The sequence below is a fragment of the Microbacterium sp. CFBP9023 genome (genome assembly GCF_034045055.1).
Classification (GTDB): Bacteria; Actinomycetota; Actinomycetes; order Actinomycetales; family Microbacteriaceae; genus Microbacterium.
Window position 1 is genome coordinate 16,427 of the sequence record NZ_JAXCWI010000004.1, and the last position, 16,803, is coordinate 33,229.

At 70.0% G+C, this 16,803-nt stretch carries 14 protein-coding genes; 11 read left to right on the top strand and 3 right to left on the bottom strand.

Translation table 11 applies throughout. The annotated features are described in order from the left end of the window. The first annotated feature begins 59 nt into the window (after positions 1 to 59). From SOM10_RS17615 to SOM10_RS17640, 6 genes are read left to right on the top strand one after another with little or no spacing between them, the layout of a single operon-like run. The gene (locus SOM10_RS17615; protein WP_053099368.1) at positions 60 to 1,025 is read left to right on the top strand and encodes an AAA family ATPase; all 966 of its coding nucleotides are present in this window, start codon (positions 60 to 62) and stop codon (positions 1,023 to 1,025) included. Then, positions 1,022 to 2,392, top strand: a complete 1,371-nt coding sequence (locus SOM10_RS17620; protein WP_053098662.1) for a DUF58 domain-containing protein — start codon at positions 1,022 to 1,024, stop codon at positions 2,390 to 2,392. Before SOM10_RS17615 ends, SOM10_RS17620 begins: the two co-directional genes overlap by 4 nt. Beyond that, the gene (locus SOM10_RS17625) at positions 2,389 to 4,941 is read left to right on the top strand and encodes a transglutaminase domain-containing protein (protein ID WP_187248888.1); all 2,553 of its coding nucleotides are present in this window, start codon (positions 2,389 to 2,391) and stop codon (positions 4,939 to 4,941) included. The genes SOM10_RS17620 and SOM10_RS17625 overlap by 4 nt, the downstream gene beginning before the upstream one ends. Then, positions 4,938 to 6,722, top strand: coding sequence for a DUF5684 domain-containing protein (locus SOM10_RS17630; protein ID WP_320491393.1), 1,785 nt, complete (start codon positions 4,938 to 4,940; stop codon positions 6,720 to 6,722). Before SOM10_RS17625 ends, SOM10_RS17630 begins: the two co-directional genes overlap by 4 nt. Beyond that, a complete protein-coding gene (locus SOM10_RS17635; protein ID WP_320491395.1) occupies positions 6,719 to 7,549 on the top strand; it encodes a PP2C family protein-serine/threonine phosphatase in 831 nt (276 codons plus the stop codon). The genes SOM10_RS17630 and SOM10_RS17635 overlap by 4 nt, the downstream gene beginning before the upstream one ends. Next, complete coding sequence (locus SOM10_RS17640; protein ID WP_320491396.1) at positions 7,546 to 8,178, top strand: hypothetical protein; 633 nt, start codon at positions 7,546 to 7,548, stop codon at positions 8,176 to 8,178. The genes SOM10_RS17635 and SOM10_RS17640 overlap by 4 nt, the downstream gene beginning before the upstream one ends. Positions 8,179 to 8,294: 116 nt before the next feature. Here the strand turns inward: SOM10_RS17640 and SOM10_RS17645 are convergent, their stop codons facing one another. Genes SOM10_RS17645 through eccD form a run of 3 tightly spaced genes read right to left on the bottom strand, consistent with a single transcriptional unit; the run spans position 8,295 to position 12,325 of the window. Next, positions 8,295 to 9,635 carry a S8 family serine peptidase gene (locus tag SOM10_RS17645; protein ID WP_053098667.1) on the bottom strand — a complete coding sequence of 447 codons (1,341 nt, stop codon included), beginning with the start codon at positions 9,633 to 9,635 and terminating at the stop codon, positions 8,295 to 8,297. Beyond that, entirely contained in the window at positions 9,635 to 10,987 is a 1,353-nt protein-coding gene (gene eccB, locus SOM10_RS17650) for a type VII secretion protein EccB (RefSeq protein WP_320491397.1), read from the bottom strand. Before eccB ends, SOM10_RS17645 begins: the two co-directional genes overlap by 1 nt. Positions 10,988 to 10,990: 3 nt before the next feature. Further along, positions 10,991 to 12,325: a type VII secretion integral membrane protein EccD gene (eccD, locus tag SOM10_RS17655; protein WP_056276643.1), complete on the bottom strand. Its 1,335-nt coding sequence runs from the start codon at positions 12,323 to 12,325 to the stop codon at positions 10,991 to 10,993. Between the two features lie 445 nt (positions 12,326 to 12,770). Between eccD and SOM10_RS17660 the strand changes: the two genes are divergently transcribed. The 5 genes from SOM10_RS17660 (at position 12,771) to SOM10_RS17680 (ending at position 16,736) form a co-directional block, all read left to right on the top strand. Beyond that, the gene (locus SOM10_RS17660; protein ID WP_053098670.1) at positions 12,771 to 13,085 is read left to right on the top strand and encodes a WXG100 family type VII secretion target; all 315 of its coding nucleotides are present in this window, start codon (positions 12,771 to 12,773) and stop codon (positions 13,083 to 13,085) included. A 41-nt stretch (positions 13,086 to 13,126) separates the two neighbouring features. Continuing rightward, the gene (locus SOM10_RS17665) at positions 13,127 to 13,408 is read left to right on the top strand and encodes a WXG100 family type VII secretion target (RefSeq protein ID WP_082298072.1); all 282 of its coding nucleotides are present in this window, start codon (positions 13,127 to 13,129) and stop codon (positions 13,406 to 13,408) included. Between the two features lie 127 nt (positions 13,409 to 13,535). Beyond that, positions 13,536 to 13,973, top strand: a complete 438-nt coding sequence (locus SOM10_RS17670; protein ID WP_053098672.1) for a hypothetical protein — start codon at positions 13,536 to 13,538, stop codon at positions 13,971 to 13,973. Beyond that, positions 13,973 to 15,310, top strand: coding sequence for a S8 family peptidase (locus tag SOM10_RS17675; protein WP_082586491.1), 1,338 nt, complete (start codon positions 13,973 to 13,975; stop codon positions 15,308 to 15,310). Before SOM10_RS17670 ends, SOM10_RS17675 begins: the two co-directional genes overlap by 1 nt. Then, positions 15,300 to 16,736, top strand: a complete 1,437-nt coding sequence (locus tag SOM10_RS17680; protein ID WP_053098674.1) for a hypothetical protein — start codon at positions 15,300 to 15,302, stop codon at positions 16,734 to 16,736. The genes SOM10_RS17675 and SOM10_RS17680 overlap by 11 nt, the downstream gene beginning before the upstream one ends. Positions 16,737 to 16,803: the final 67 nt, after the last annotated feature.

Here is a 16,803-nt window from a genome sequence, read left to right on the forward strand (position 1 = left end):
ACACCGCAGGTGCCAGAGACGAATACGGTTGCCCTATGCCTGCTCCCTCCGCTGCTCCCGTGACCATCGCCGCCGAACAGGCCGCCTGGTTCGCCGAGACGTTCTCGATCCTCACCGCCAACGTCGAACAGGCGATCCTCGGCAAGCGGCACGTGATCGAGCTCGTGCTCGCCGCGGCGGTCAGCGGCGGCCACGTGCTGCTCGAGGACTTCCCCGGCACAGGCAAGACGGCTCTCGCGCGGGCGATCGCGCAGACCGTGACGGGAACGAGCACCCGGATCCAGTTCACGCCCGACCTGCTCCCCGGCGATGTCACGGGCATCACCGTCTACGACCAGAAGGAGGGCGCCTTCGAGTTCCACGCCGGTCCCGTCTTCGCGAACATCGTGCTCGCCGACGAGATCAACCGGGCGAGCCCGAAGACGCAGTCGGCGCTGCTGGAGGTCATGGAAGAGGGCACGGTCACGGTCGACGGCGTCACGCGGCCGGTCGGATCGCCGTTCCTCGTGATGGCGACGCAGAACCCGATCGAGCAGGGCGGCACCTACCGTCTGCCCGAGGCGCAGCTCGACCGCTTCATGATCAAGACGTCGATCGGATACCCCGACGAAGCCGCGACCATGCGCATCCTCCAGGGAGCAGCCCAGCCGAAGCACGTGCTCGACGGCATCGTCGGCGTCGACACCATCCTCACGATGGCCGAGATGACCCGCGGCGTGTACGTGAACCCGCTGGTCTCCGACTACATCATGCGCATCGTCGATGCGACGCGTCGAGCGTCCGAGGTCCGCCTCGGTGCCAGTGTGCGAGGAGCCCTCGCCCTGTCACGTCTCGTGATGACGTGGGCTGCCAAGAACGGTCGCACCTTCGTCACCCCCGACGACGTCCGAGAGCTCGCCGTCGTCGCCCTCGCGCACCGCCTGGTGCTCGAGCCGGAGGCCGAGTTCGACGGCGTCACCGCGGTCGCCGTGGTGGGGCAGATCCTGCTCGACGTCGAGCCGCCGCGCGAGAACGGCACTGCGTGAGCTTCAGCACCGAGTCCCGTCTGACGCGCACCACGGCGGGCACCAGCACGTCGACGCGCACGTCGACGGTCACGCGCTACGACCGCACGCGCCGCGGCCCCGTCCGCGGCGCCGTCTTCGGCGTGCGTCGGGCCGCTCGCAGCACGGAGCGCGCAACCCGAGCGGCTGTCGCGTGGGTGCGTGAGACGGTCACATCCGCCGGGATGCTGGTCGTCGCGGCGCTGGTCCTGTGCGTCACCGCCGGGCTGCTGTTCGGCTGGGTCGAGGCGTGGGCGGTGGCGGCGATCGCGCTCGTGCTGCTGATCGCCTGCATCCCCTTCATCCTCGGCACCCACGACTATCGCATCGAGCTGACCCTCGACCGCGACCGCGTGGTCGCCGGTGCCGAGATCGGTGCGACGCTCGACGTGCGCAACAACAGCGAGCGTCTGTCGCTGCCCGGCATCGTCGACGTTCCCGTGGGGGAGGGGCTCGTCGAAGCGCACGTCCCCCTGTTGCGCCCCGCCGCCCACCATCGCGAGCAGCTGACGATCGCCGCCCACCGCCGCGGTGTCATCGACGTCGGCCCCATGACCATCACCCGCGGTGATCCGATCGGCATCCTCCGCCGTGAGCTGCGCTGGCCCGATGTCCAGCGCATCCACGTGCATCCGGTCACGGTGCGCCTGCCCAGCACCAGCGCCGGTCTCATCCGCGATCTCGAGGGCACGCCGAGTTCGACCCTCGTCGATGCCGACCTCTCGTTCCACGCGGTGCGCGAGTACGTCGTGGGCGATTCGCAGCGGCACGTTCACTGGAAGTCGACCGCCAAGACCGGCAAGCTCATGGTGCGTCAGTACGAGGAGTCGCGGCACGCTCGCATCGCCATCATCCTCGACCTCGACAGCGAGTCGTACGAGAGCGACGACGAGTTCGAGAACACGGTCAGCGCCGCCGCATCCCTCGCCCTGCAGGGTGTGCGCGACGGTCGTGACGTGCTCTTCTCGGTGAGCAACGAGATCCCCGAGCACAGCCGTGCCGAGTTGCTGTCGATACGCACTCTTCCCACGGTGACTCCCAAGGCCCTCCTCGATGCCACCTCGACCATCGATCCGGCTGACCGCGTGATGCGGCTCGAGGCGGTCGCCGCGCTCACCGCCCAGTCCTACCCCGACCTGTCGATCGGATTCCTGATGACGGGCTCGCGCATGCCGCTCGAGCGTCTGCGCCACGCCGCCATCACTCTGCCAGCGGCGGTCGAGGCGGTCGCGGTGCGCAGCGAACTCGGCGAGCAGCCCACCCTGCGCACGGCGCGCGAACTCGCCGTGATGACGCTGGGCGCACTCGGCGACCTTCCGCAGATGCTCGCCCGCGGAGCACTGCGATGAGCGCCGCGGGTCCGCGGCGCGGCGTCGCGAGGTCGCGCCGGACGTTCGCGCTCTCGGCTCTGACCCTCTGGTCTCTCGGATATGTGCTGGTCGGCATCGGTCTCGCCACGGCGGCTGCATGGCCGGTGTACGAGTCCCCCCGGGCGCTGGCGGTCGGCCTGATCGGCGGCCTGCTGGGCATGGTCGTCGCCGTGTTGACCCGGCTGCTGCGGTGGGGGCTGCTGATCGGTGCGCTCGCGGTGACCGGCGCCTATCTGGTCGTCTCGGTTCCGCTCGCCATCCCATCGGCGCTCTCGTCGCTTCCCGCGTTCCTGGGCGGAATCCGCGACGCGGTGCTGGGGGTGGTGCTCGGCTGGAAGCAGATGCTGACGCTGAACCCGCCCCTCGGTGAGTACCAGGCGGTGCTCATCCCGCTCCTCGTGGTCATGCTGTTCGGTTCCTTCATCGCCACTCTGCTCGTGCTCGAAGGCGGACGTCGGGCGACCATAGCGGTTCCCGTCGTGACCGCGATGAGCGTCTTCGGCATCGCCTTCGGTGTGAGCGGCACGACGGCTCCGGTCTCGGTGCTCGGCGTCGCGCTTCCCGCTCCTCGGGAATGGCTGATCGGCGTCGCGCTCTTCGTGGTCTCTCTCGTCTGGTTGGTCGGACGCTCGCGGCTTCAGCGGGCACAGGCGCTGCGCACCGTCGCGGCGGCGAACATCTCGCGCCGGGCGACCCCGGTGTGGCTCACGATCCGTCGGCATCTCCTGTCGGCCGGTCTCGCGGTGATCGCCCTCGTCGCCGGTTTCGCGGTGGCTCCCGCCGCGGCAGGGTGGAGCGACCGCTCCGTTCTGCGCGACGAGGTCGAGCCGATGATCGTCGTGCAGCAGCAGGCGAGCCCCCTCAGCGCCTACCGGTCGTGGTTCGCCGGCAGCACTCTCGATGACACGGTCGTGCAGGTGGAGGGCGATTCTGGAGCGCTGGAGCGCCTCCGGCTCGTCACCCTCGACTCGTACGACGGCGAGGACTTCCACATCGCGCCGGACGACCGGTTCAGCCGGCTGCCCCGCAGTGCGATGCCCGGCGAGGGCCGCGTGTCGCTCGGGATCACGATCGGCGACGCCTACCGGGGCATCTGGGTCCCCTCACCGGCCGGTCTCGCCGAGGCGCCGGACTTCTCGGGTGCGCGCGCCGAAGCGCTCGCCGACGGGTTCCACGTCAACTCGGGCGGCGACACGGCGATCACCGTGGCAGAGGCGCCCGGCGGGGGGGAAGGGCTCGTTCCGGGCGATCGCTACAGAGTGCTTGTGGACGCCCCGGCGAGCCCCGGCGACATCACCGCCGTGCAGGGCGGTGCCTCGAACCTCGACACCGACCTGTATCCCGCGCTCACCGAGTGGGCCGAGATGCAGGAGCAGCCCCGCACCGGGGCCGGCTATCTCGAGATCATCGACCGCCTGCGCTCTCGCGGTTACCTCAGCCACGCGCTGATCGACGATGAGGCGGCGGCGGGATGGATCGCCTCGTTGAAGGAGTCCGAGGGGTACGCGTTCGCACCCAGCTATGCGGGACACTCCGCGGCCCGCATCGAGGAGCTGTTCACCGACCTGCTCGAACAGGAGCGCAGGGCAGGCTCGGATGCCGCGCCCGAGCTGCTCGTGTCGGCGGTCGGCGACGATGAGCAGTTCTCAGTGGCAGCGGCGCTTCTCGCCGAGCACTGGGGGCTCGAGTCCCGAGTCGTGATCGGTGCGCGCCTTGCGGCCGCAGAAGAGGTGCCCGGCATTCCCGCCTGCACGGAGACCTGCACGGGCGCGAACATGAGCGCCTGGGTCGAGGTGAGAGGATCGGGCGGCGAGTGGATGCCGGTCGACACCACACCGCAGTACGCGATGCTTCCGAGTTCCATCACCGAGGGCGAGCAGCTGCCCGAGCATCCCACGGTGCCCGAGCAGCCCCGGTCGGAGGCGTTGGATCCGCCTCAGGCGCAGAGCGATTCCAACAATGACGCGCCTCCGCTCGAGTCGCCGCAGTCAGAGGTGCTCGCCGTCCTGCTGCCGATCCTCCGCGCTGTGGGGCTCGGCATGCTCGCGCTGGCATTGCTCGCGCTGCCCTTCCTCGTGCTGCTGCTGGCCAAACGGCAGCGAGCCAGGGCCCGCCGAACCGCCGAAGATCCCGAGGTGCGTCTCGCCGGGGCGTGGGAGGAGCTGGTCGACGTGTACGCCGACCACGATGTGCCGATGGATGCCGAAGGCACCCGCATCCAGCGCGCGCTCTCGACCGACCGAGAGGCAGCGGACCGCCTGGCAGAGATCGTCGATCGCGCCGTGTTCGCCGAGCATCCTCCGACGGACGAGGATGCGCGCGCCGCCTGGGAGATCGTCGACGCCGAGCGGACGGAGCTCGCAGCGGCAGGCAGATGGTGGCATCGCATTGTCATGCGCGTGCGACCGACGTCGTTCGTCGGTCGCATACGGGGCGCGAACGGTCGTGGATTCACGGCCGCCGTGCCTGTGCTCGCTACGCTCGGATTGACCTGGTCGCCCGGCGACCGGAAGAAGGGGAACTCATGATCGCGCCCGTGGATACCGGCTACGTCACGATGCTCGCCATCGTCGGCGGCGTCGGCGTGCTCATCGGCCTCGCCGTCTACGTCTGGTACGCGCTGGCGCTGTCGCGCCTCTTCCCGCGCATCGACGGAGAGGGGTGGAAGGGCTGGGTCCCCATCCTCAACGAGGCGGAGATCCTGGCGCGCGGCGGAGTGCCGGCGTGGTCGGTGGTGTTCTACTTCATCCCGATCGTGCAGCTGTACGGCATCTACCTCAAGGTCGTCGCGACCCACCGCATCAATCGGAGGTTCGGTCGCGGTGCGGGAATGACGGTGCTCGCGATCCTTCTACCTCCTGTCTGGGCGACGGTTCTCGCCTGGGGCGCCCCGCCGTATCCCGAGGGCGAACGGCTGGCCGCTCTGCAGCCCGGCCCGCGCCGAAGCTCGCAGCCCACGGCCACCCCGGCGAGGGACGCATCGGGATACACGATCCCGTCCCTGGCTCCGCATACCCAGAGCCAGCCTGACGCCCCCGCGCCCGTGTTCCCCGACTACGCCGCACCGAGCCGTCCGGCCGTGCAGCCCGACCGGACTGCGACCGCAGCCGCGGCGAGCGGTGGTCCCGCGGGTTCAGGGTGGGGCGCGCCTCCCGTCCCGGGCGCCCCGCCGGTTCCCGTCGCCGGACAGCCCCCGGTGCAGGGTGCGCCGGCGGCATCATTCGCTCCGCCGCAGCCGCCCGCCTCGTCCTTCGCGCAGCAGCCTCCTGCTCCTCAGCCTCCTGCGCCTCAGCCTCCTGCTCCTCAGCCTCCTGCGCCTCAGCCTCCTGCTCCTCAGGCGCCGGCTTTGCAGCCTCCTGCGCCGCCCGCGCCGGTGCGCGCACCTGAGCCCCCTGCAGCGGAGCGGGCACCCGCCGCGAACCCGCCGGCTCCGACCGAGGCGCACCCGACCACCGGCATCATGGCCGCAATGGGTGGCGCGCCTGTGGCTCCGGCGGCGCCGCAGCCACCCGCGCCGCCGGTGCCGGTATCCGACGACGTCGTGCCTCAGCAACCGGCACAGACACCGGCGCCGACACCGGCGGCGGCCCCGGCATCCGCTCCCGTGCCCGAGTTCGAGCGGCCGGCGGAGAACCCGCCTCCCGCGGCGCCCGCCGAAGAGGCGCAGCGGATGGTGCGGCCCGCTCCGCCCTCGTTCCGAGATGGTGGCCTTTCGGATGAACAGCCGCAGGCGCCGGTGATCCGTCCTGTCCCGTCGTCCCCCGTAGCTGCGGGGACCACCGCGGATGTGCCTGCGACCGCCGTGGTGCCCCCGGCCGATGCAGCGCCCGCACCCGCGGTCGAGGAACCCGTCCCGGCGCCCCTCGCGATGCCGTTCGGAGGCCTCGCGGCCGACGTCGACAAGACGGTCGTCACGCCGCGTCCGACGCACGATGTCGACGAGGACCTCGACGCCACCGTCGTCGTCGCCCGCAAGCGCGGAGTCCGCCGATCGCTCGTGCTCGATGACGGACGGAAGTTCTCGCTGTCCGGCGCCAGCGTCGTGATCGGCCGCAATCCGATCGGCGAGCCGGGCGAGCAGCGACTCGCCATCTCCGATACGACCCGCACGCTGTCGAAGACGCACGCTCGTCTCGTCGTGCACGACGACGAGTGGCGTCTCACCGATCTGCACGCCACGAACGGCGTCGTCGTGGTCGAGGAGAACGGCACCGAGACCCTGCTCGATCCCGGAGAGAGCGTCACCGGCAACGGCCGCTTCATCCTCGGTGAAGTGGGGATGCATGTGATCGCGGAGCGCGATTCATGACGCTCTCCTCGGTCGTCCTCAGCGTCGCGTCACTCACCGACACCGGTCTCACGCGCTCGGCGAATGAGGACTCGGTGCTGGTGGCGTCCCCGGTCTTCCTCGTCGCGGACGGCATGGGCGGGCATGAGGCGGGGGATCGTGCGAGCGCTGCGGTGGTGGAGGCGTTCGAGCCGCTTCGCGGGGCGACGGTCGACGTCGCCGACATCGGACAGGCATTGAGTCGCGCTTCGGCTGTGGTCGATGACATCTCCGCCGAGCACAAGCGCGGGGCAGGAAGCACCGTGACCGGTGTCGCTCTCGTCGATCACGACGGCGTGCCGCACTGGCTCGTCTTCAATGTCGGCGATTCCCGCGTCTACCGGCACCACGGCAACGAGCTGACGCAGCTGACGATCGATCATTCGCTGGGGCAGGAACTGGTGGATGCCGGTGAGCTCCGCGCCGAGGATCTCTCGACGTTCTCGCAGCGCAACGTCATCACGAGGGCGATCGGTGCTCCCGACAGCACCGCGGACAGCTGGCTGCTGCCCGTGGTCGACGGCGAGCGACTGCTGATCTGCTCCGACGGCCTGAGCGGCGAGGTGAGCGACGAGGCGATCCGAGCGACCATGACGATGAACGGGCGACCGGAGACCGCGGCAGCGGCTCTCGTGAGCCGGGCGCTCAAAGCGGGTGGTCGCGACAACGTGTCGGTCGTCGTGATCGACGTGATCTCGGGAGGCGCGAACGGGCACTCGGACGACCTCACTGCGGGCCGCGATGCCGCATCCGCCTCGCTGACCGATTCGATGCTCGAGGGCACGACGATCCCGGTTCGAGCCAGATGACGGACGACGAGACCGAGGTCGAAGAGACCGTCATGCTGACCAGACGCGATCGGCGCCGGGGGAGACCGGTCGCCGAGTCCGGCGAAGTCGCCGAGTCTGCTGAGCCCGTCGAGCCTGCCGAGTCCGCTGAGCCCGCCGAGCCTGCCGAGCCCGCCGAAGTCGCCGAACCCGCTGAGCCAGCGGATGACGTGGACGAGGCGACGGTCGTCGTCGACCGGAGACCCGCGGAGGCTGAGGAGCCAGGTGCCGATCGGGAGGACGACCCTGTCGACGAGTCGACGGTGCTCGTCTCCCGGACGCCGCGTCGTGTGCGACGCAAGAGATCGGAACAGCCCGCCGACAGCGACGACTCTGCCGACCGCGCAGAGGCTGACGTACCCGCCTCGTTCGAGGCGCCGACGGATGCGCCGGCACCGGAGATCTACCGGCCGCGTCCGGCCCCGCTCGGCCCTTCAGCCCCGCCCGTCGTGATCGGCGCCGCGGCGCCCACGCGCACGGTGGACCCGGATCTCCCGTCGGTCGCGAAGCAGGGACTGCGCTGGAGCCGGGCGGCCCTCACCACGTTCGCAGCAGCCTGCGTCGTCTCCGTCGCGGGTCTGGTGGGTCTGGGCTTCTTCGTCTTCGGGTGACGCCCTCACCCTGACGGAGCCGTGCTCAGCGTCCGCGCACTCCCACCGGCCGTCGGGCCGCCTGGGTGCCCTGAAGCGGCCGCGCCGTGTCGCTGCGGACCATCGCGCCGCGCGTCTCAGTGAAACGTGCTCGGGTCACCCGATGCCGGACCAGGGATGTTGAGCAGTCCGCCTTCGCGTTCGACCTCGACCGGATCCACGACCGGCTGCTCTCTGCGGCGACGCAGCACGATGAGGATGCCGAGCACACCGAGCAGAGTCGCTCCGCCGATCGCGGTGAACAGCGCGGCCTCCCGTGTGAGCAGGAACGGCGACGCTCCATGGTCGGGGTCGGCGGTGGCTGCGGGCGGTCGCACGGCGCTCTCCGAGGTGTCGAAGTATGGGCTCACGGGCCCGCGCGTCGTCTCATCCGGGAGCAGCTCGATGGCGGCGAGCGGCTGGATGAAGCCCCAGCCGTCGATGTCGTCCCGATTGTCGGCGTCGGTTCGCAGCGCGGTGGCGGTGAGCCGATACGCCCAGCCGGCGGGCGGATCCTCGGGGTGCGCTTGCGCCACCAGTGCGGCAGCCGCGCTCGCGTATCCGGTCGCGAAGCTCGAGGCAGGGGCATCGGCGGCGAAGACGCAGTCGCCCCCGCCCACCGCTGCGCTCAGCACCGTGCTTCCGGGGGCTGTCACACCGACCTGGGGTCCGTGGATCGAGTCATCGGTCGCGCGTCCGGTGGCGTCGGCCGCGCTGACCCCGAGAACCTGCTCATAGGCCGCGGGGTAGCGAGCGCCGTCTTCCGCGTCCGGATCTGACGCCCTGTTCCCGGCGCTCGCCACGACCAGGGCGCCGACGGCGGACGCGTGTTCGACCGCCGCCCGGAGATCGGGGGAGTCGGCTGTCTGCGAGATCGAGACGTTGATGATGTCCGCGCCGTTGTCGGCCGCCCAGTGGATGCCGTCCGCGATGCGCTGCGAGGTGGGCCCGTACCCCTTGTCCTTGTCCTGCTGCTGCTCGCTGCGGAACACTCGCACGGAGAGCAGCCGGGCGTCGGGCGCGAGTCCGACGACGCCGGAGTCCGCGACCGGCTGTGCGGCGATCTGCCCGGCGATCGCCGTGCCATGCCCGGTCGTGTCGGTCAGACCGTCAGCCCGCTCGCCGTCTCCGACGAGATCGACACCGCCGATCACGGCTCCGGCGAGATGCGGATTGCCCGCATCGATGCCCGAGTCGACGACGGCGACGACGACCCCTCGGCCCGTGGCGACGCGGTGGGCCTCGTCAGCACCGAGCAGTGCGAGGGCGGGTGGGACCTCGGGCGTGAACACCACGTTGCCGGGTGTGCAGGCATCGCCGGACGTCGCCATCGATGCGATCGACGTCGGGACGGCAGGCGATGCCAGAGCGGATGCCGGTGCGCCCAGCAGCGTGGCGCCGAGGATGACCGCCGTGAGAGCGGCTGTGCGGCCGCGCATCAGTCGGTCCCCGAGCCGGGCGACTCTCTCGCAGCATCGGAGGTCAGCGCGGGGCCGGCGGCGAAGAACTCGATCCACGCGTCCGACACCTGTCCGACGTCATCGGGGGAGTACCCGAGCTGAGCGATGGGGCCGCTTGCAGACTCCTCGGCGCTCTGCGCTGCTGCAGCACCGGGGATCGCGAACGCGGTGCCGGATTCGTCGATGAGCACGGCCAGACCCGCCGCGTCCTCGGACCAACCCGTGACCTCGACGAGGGCGCCGCCACCGACCTTCACATCGACGCCGGAGCGCTGGTCGGGCAACTCGGTGGTCGTCGCCGCGAGCACCGTATGCGCGTCATCGGTGAGCATCGCGCAGGGCGTCTCGCCGGCGGCGAGCGTGGTCAACGGCAGCGTCGGCCAGTCCTCGCCCCCGATGTACGGGCGGGTCTCCACGTCGGCGACCTCGGCGGGGGAGACCTCCTGCTGAGCACCGACCTCCTGGCCGCTGCCGAGGAGGTAGAGCTGATATGCGAGGGGACTGAGCCTGGCGAGCTCGCCGGTGCCGAGCGCCACGTAGCGCTCGTCGGCAGGGCTGCCCTGGGTGTGCACGATCGTGCCGGCTCTCAGATCCGTTCCGGGCACCGATGCGCCGACGCCGTTGATGCGGATCGGCTCGAGCTCGTCACCGGACTCGAAGAGGTTGAGCCATCGTCCGTCGACCTCGAGGACGTCGCTGGTGCCGAGTCCGACGGCGCGGAGCACGGCGTTGGCATCGTCGGCGGGCACTGCGTGGCGTTTGCCGTCTGCGATCACGAACAGCTCGTCGCCGCGCTGGACGACGGCACCGGTTCCCGTCGACACCTCGGCGATCGGCGCGCTCGACAGTGACACGGCGGCGCCGGCCGTGTCGTCGATGCACGCTGTCCAGGAGGAGTTGATCAGTGCCGCGGGCGCGGGCAGATCATCGGGCGCACCGAGGATGCCGATCGAGGGGCCGACCGGGATCCCGTCGAGCGCCGCCTGATCCGTGCGCACCACCTTGAACTCTCCGGCGGGGATCAGAAGCCGCGCGCTGGCCGTGTTGATCACCGGGTACAGCGTGCCCTCGACGGAGACGTAGCGGGCACCGGTGTCGGTCGCGACGATCAGGCGGTTGTTCTGCCAGTCGCCGGGGAGCCCGGGCTGCATGATTCCCCAGAACACCCCGACGAGGATCACGCCGACCGTGAGTGCGACTCCGGCGACGACCGCGCGCAGGGGCTTGGCGGGATCGAGCTCTTTGCCCCCGGGGGCTCCGCCGGTGAACGCCGAGAGGAGGCGGCGCCTGCTGAAGCCCTGGGCCTCGATCAGATCCTTCTTGGTCGCCATGGGTCAGATGAGTCCGGCCGTCGTGACGCCGAGCGGCAGCAGCAGAGCGAGTGCGATGACCTCGACCGTGTCGCCCAGCCTCGTGAGCCGCAGACGCGCTTTCGGCGTGAGCAGCGTGAGACCGACCAGGATCACGGTGGCCACGACGAGGATGAGAAGCATCCAGGTGCGGACGTCGGGCAGAGCGAGTGCCACCGTCACACCGGTGACGGCGAGCCCGATCGCGCCGATGGCCATGAGGACGAGCACGCCGAGGCGCGCGTGGATCTGACGCGACTGGAACATCATGCCCACGAACGCGAGCACGCAGAGCAGAGCGCCGAAGACGCCGCTCCCGGCGACCAGAGGGGTCGCGATCAGCGCCGCGAGGCCCAGCGCAGCGCGCAGTGCGATGAGAGTGCGCGTCCCCGCGGCGGCGCGGCGCTTGACCTCGTCGGCATCGATGGGCTCGGGTGCGGCGAACATGTCGGCGTCGCTCTGAGGGGAGATGACTCTGATACGCGTCGAGCTGAGAGCGAGCCACGGGATGCCGTTCGCGAGCAGTGCGGTCGTGGCGAGCATGATCGCGTAGGGAGCGAGCGCATCGCCGAAGATCGCGGCGGTCGTCGCGGTGATGCCGATCGAGGCGCCGAGCGCGATCGGCACGAGATGGATCTCGGGCTTCTCCTGGGTGACGGCGAGGCCGAGGCCGCCGACGATGACGAGACCCAGTCCCATGGCCGCGAGCGGCCAGCCCCAGATGCTCTGCACGGGAACGGCGAGGAAACCCGCGAGCCCTCCGTATGCCGCGGCGGTGAGTCCCAGGGCGTGTCCGGCTTCCGGCTGACGGAGGCGCATGAGCACGGCGGCCGCGACGCTGAGGACGATGGCTCCCGAGCCCGCGATGATCGCGGGCAGGAGGGACGTCGGCGGTGTGGCGACGAGCAGCAGCGCGCAGAGGGCGAGGAAGGTGAGGCTGACGAAGAGCGCCGTGCGCGAGCTGTCCGCGGGCGTCCAGGAGCCGTGCTGCTCTGCCGTCGCGTCGATCACCGCTTCGACGACGTCGTCGTAGACGCGCGGCTCCTGCATGAGGCCGCCGCGGACGAGAGTGAGCAGCTCTCCGTCGTGCACACCCTGCGCCGCCGCGCCGCGTGCCGGGTCCAGGGGCGTGCCATCGGCTCGCTGCAACGAGTAGCCGCCGTGGGTGAGAGTCGGGTCGAGCACGCCGAGACTACGGGCGAACCCGGGGATGATCTCGACCAGCGGGACCTGCGACGGCACGCCGACGTCGAGCCGACGGTCGTCGCTGACGACGGAAAGCCGCAGCACGGTGCCTGCCGTTGCGCTGCTCTGAGTCATGGAACGATGCCCCCTCCATGGTGTGCAGCCGGGCGGGAGGAGACCCGTGGCTGCGCATTCCGCCTTTCACCCTAGTTGAGGCGTGCGACAACGCACAGTCGCAGGATGCGACGTTTCTCCATCGACTGCACGATCTCCCGGAGGATGCGCTGTGCGTTCTGGTGATCGGAGGCAGGACCTCTCGAGCCTCTACGCGATACTCGAAGCGCGGGGGAACCAGTGCGCTGATCGTGTGCCCGTGACAGGGCGCGGAACTGAGCATCTTCGATTTTCTCCATCGACTGCAGGATCTCCGCTCGGATGCATCATGAAATCTGGCGATTCGTTCCGATGTGTTCTAGCCTGTGTCGTGAAACAGATTCGTGGGGGGTTGTTTCGTTGTCGTCCCAAGACTGGGATGCGCTCCCCCGCACGTGTGTCCCATGTGGACCGGAGGGAGTGAGTTATGGCTGATGTCATCTCCGCAGAAGAAGGGGCTCTGCGTCGCGGAGCCCAGGCGGTGCGGGAGACCAAGTCCGGGATCGACCAGCAGACCAAGAAGGTCCGCGGTGAGATCGAGCAGCTGCGTGGTTTCTGGACCGGTGCGGCTGCTGTGTCGTTCACGACGCTGATGTCGCGCTGGGACGAGCAGGCGCGTCAGCTGAACGAGGTCCTCGTGACGCTCGAGGATGCTCTTGCGGGCACCGAGCGTGACCAGGCTGCGACCGAAGAAGCTCACCAGCAGACCATCTCGGGCCTCGGCTCGATGATGGGCGCCTGAGCGTAGACCACAGAGATTTCAAGGAGAACATGATGCAGTCGATGTCAGTTCGCCCGGAGCAGGTCAACGCTCTGGCAGCGCAGATCCGCAGCGGGTCGCAGGGTATTCGTTCCGAGCTGGACCGTCTCGAGTCCGAGGTCAGCAAGCTCCGTGCGGCGTGGGATGGTTCCGCGCAGCAGGCGTATGACCAGGCTCAGGCCAAGTGGAACCGTTCGCTGAGCGAGATGCAGCAGCTTCTCACGCAGATCGCGGGCAAGACCGAGGAGATCTCGGGCCAGTACGTCCAGACCGACAAGTCGGCCGCTGGGCGTTTCGGGGCCTGATCCGTGGCGCGGGCCCGACGCAGCGATGCGCCGGGCCCGCGCCGTCTGCTGTGCTGTTCGGCGATCGAGTCGGAGGGCGCAGCAGATGTTTCGGAATCATCTGCCGTTGTGAAGGGGAGGGTCGTCGATGAGCATCGCAATCGACTTCGATGGAGTGTTCGCTGAGCTGAAGCGGATCCTGCGTGAGCTGCAGGAGTTCCCCAGCCCGTCTGAGGTGGCGGTCTCCGAGGGAGGGTCGTCGAAGGCCACCGTCGACTTCCGGCGGGCCGTGGCCGATGCCGCGCAGTCGATGGGAGACGCCACGGCGCGGACCATCGCCAAGATCCAGGACACTCACGACGTGATTCGCGCCGCCGTGATGCAGATCGCCGAGCAGGACGCGTCGCTCGCCGACGAGACGAAGCTGATCGTATCGCTGCTGGACTCGGCCGTTGCCCAGGGCGACGGCGACACCGCGACATCGACAGGCGCTGGGACCGGCGCGACGGGTGGGGGCTCAGCCGGAGTCCAGGCATCTGCACCGACGTCTACGGGTGCCGATGAGCCCGAAGAGGCCGACTACTGATGAGACGCACTCGCCGCGGAGTGATCGCGGCGGTCGGCGCTATGGCGCTGGCCGCCGCGATCGCGGTGCCCTCGAGCGCGACAGCGGCCGCCGCATCGGGTCTGTGGTGGTTCGATCGCGGCAAGGTCCAAGAGGCGCACGATGCGGGCTTCGACGGGGCGGGAATCAAGATCGCCGTGATCGACAGTCAGATCAACCCCGACGTGGTCGGGCTCCGCGGGGCGAACGTCACCGTCGATGACTCCTCGTACTGCTTCGACGCGACCGGCCAGCCGTATCCGGCGGTCTCTGCCGAGTACGGCAAGTCCTCTCACGGCACCCAGGTGGTCTCGATGATCGCCGGAACCGGCGAGGCTCCGGCCGGGGGTGCCCCGGTCAAGGGTGTGGCGCCGGGGGCAGAGGTGGTCTTCTACAGCACCGGCGTCCTCGACGGCGTCATCGGCGAAGACGGCGGCGATGCGGAGTGCCTCCAGGAGAACGGCGAGGAGCTGGGCGACGACGGTCGTTTCGCTCTCGACCGCGCGATCTCGGACGCCGCGGCAGATGGCGCCGACATCATCTCGATCTCCTCCGGAAGCAGCATCAACATGCGGCAGGGTCTCGCCGACGCCTATGCCTCCGACGCGGTCGTCGTCGCCGGCATGTCGAACGAGGACGGGATCAGCCTGTGGCCCGCGGGGCTCAACGGAGTCGTCGCGGTGCAGGCCTTCGGTGAGGACGGCAAGATCCAGACCGGAACGAACGGCAAGCCGAACCTGGCGGAGGACGTCGTCGTCGCCGCACCCGGGGTCGGGCTCCTCCTGCAGGGGACCCCGGATTCCTGGGACGCCCAGCAGATCGGGTCGGGAACGTCGTTCTCGACGCCGATCGTCGCGGGCTTCCTCGCGATGGTCAAGCAGAAGTACCCGGATGCGACAGCAGGGCAGCTGATCCAGAGCCTGATCCACAACACGGGAACCAAGGGCGAGCACGAGCCGGAGTGGAACGACAGCACCGGGTATGGAGCGGCCTCCCTCACGGGGATGCTCGCGGTCGACCCGTCGAAATATCCTGACGTGAACCCGCTCTTCGACACCGAGGACACGTACGCGCAGCCGTCTCTCGGCGACGTGAACGAGGCGAAGGCGGCGCTCGGAGGCGGCGCGCAGACACCCGTCCCGACAGACGCGCCGGTCGCCGAGCAACCCGATCAGCAGGCATCGCCGATCACGCCCTGGCTCATCGGCGGAGGGATCGTCCTCCTGCTGCTGGTGATCGGCGGGATCATCCTCGCGATCGTACTGACACGCTCCTCACGACGAGACACCACCGAACAAGGGGGAAACCATGGCCGGTAAGCAGATGGGCCCGGGCGGGTACGAGGCGGAACTGAACCGCATCCGGCAGCTCGACGACTCGATCATCCCGCGGCTCTCCGCCGTGACGAATGCGTTCACCTCACTGGAGCGAGCGCTCTCGGCCGTGCGCCTCTCCGAGTTCTGGGAGGGCGAGTCCGCCAAGGGGGCGACCGCTGACATCGACGAGATCCGGTCGAAGGTATCGGCCATTCTCAGACTCGTCGAGGCCGTGGACTCCGCGGTCGTCGAAGGCAACTCGGCTCGACGCGAGATCGCGGCCGCCGAACTCCCGTCGGCATCGATCGACCCCTTCTGGGCGAACGCTGCCAAGGGCGCGTCCTTGGTGGTGCACCCGGTCCTCGGTCCGCTCGCGGCGGACAAGGCTCTGGACGCCATCGGCGACTTCCTCGGCAACCAGCGGGAGGATGCCGCGCGCGAGGTCGTTCAGAAGGTCGAGGCGTCGCTGACGGAGCCGACGAACAAGCTGGCTCAGGCGGCCCGCGCGATGAACGAGGTCGACTACCGGTCGTCGAAGGCCCCGTCCGGTTCTGACGAGCCGATCCCGGGCACGCAGATCGACGCCCCGAGGATCGGATCCCCGGGGATCGGCGGCGGCCCGTCCGGGTACACGCCCGGTGGCGGTGGATACCAGACCGGTGGCGGTGGAGGCGGGGTCGGCGAGTATGTCCCGCCGACGCCGACGGACCCGACCGTCCCCGAGTACCTGCCTGACCCCACCTATCCGACGATTCCCGATGGTCCCGGAGACTGGGAGTACGACCCCGACGGACCGGGAGGCCCCGGTGATACCGGCGGCGATGACCCGACGGTCGACTTCCCCGGCGGCGGCGTGCTGCCGGGAGGCACCGGTGGCGGCGGTTCAGGAACCGGAGGCGGGTATCCGTTGCACCCCGGTTCGACGCTCCCCGGCGGAGTCATCGGTGGGGGCAGCGGCATCGGCGGCATCGTGGGCGGCGGCGCGGGAGCCGCGGCCATCGCTGCGGGATCCAAGATCGCCGGTATCGGCAGCATGGGCACCCTCGGCGGATCCGCACTCGGAGGCTCGTCCGGCGCCGGCCAGAGAGGCAGTGGCGGCCTGCTGGGCAAGTCCGCCGTCGGCGGAGTGGGTGCGCGCGGCGCGGGTGGATTCGGCTCAGGTGTCGGTGGCGCTGGCGGCGTCGGTGGCGCTGGCGGTGTTGGCGGTGTCGGCGGAGCAGGCGGTGCGGCGGGCTCGTCCGGCGCAGCAGGCTCCGGCATGCGTCCGGGTATGGGAATGATGGGCGGCGCGGGAGGCGCCGACGAGGAGGAGAAGGCCAAGCGCTCCGGTCTCGGTGGTCCGATCGCTCCCAAGCTCGAAGACGACGAGGAGCGCGGTCCGCGTGCCAAGGGCGCCCAGGCGGGCTCCCGCGACGAGCACGCGGACTGATCAGGATCACCGCGGCGGGCGTGGACGGCGGATGCCGTCCACGCCCCGCACGCGTGCATGGTCGGTG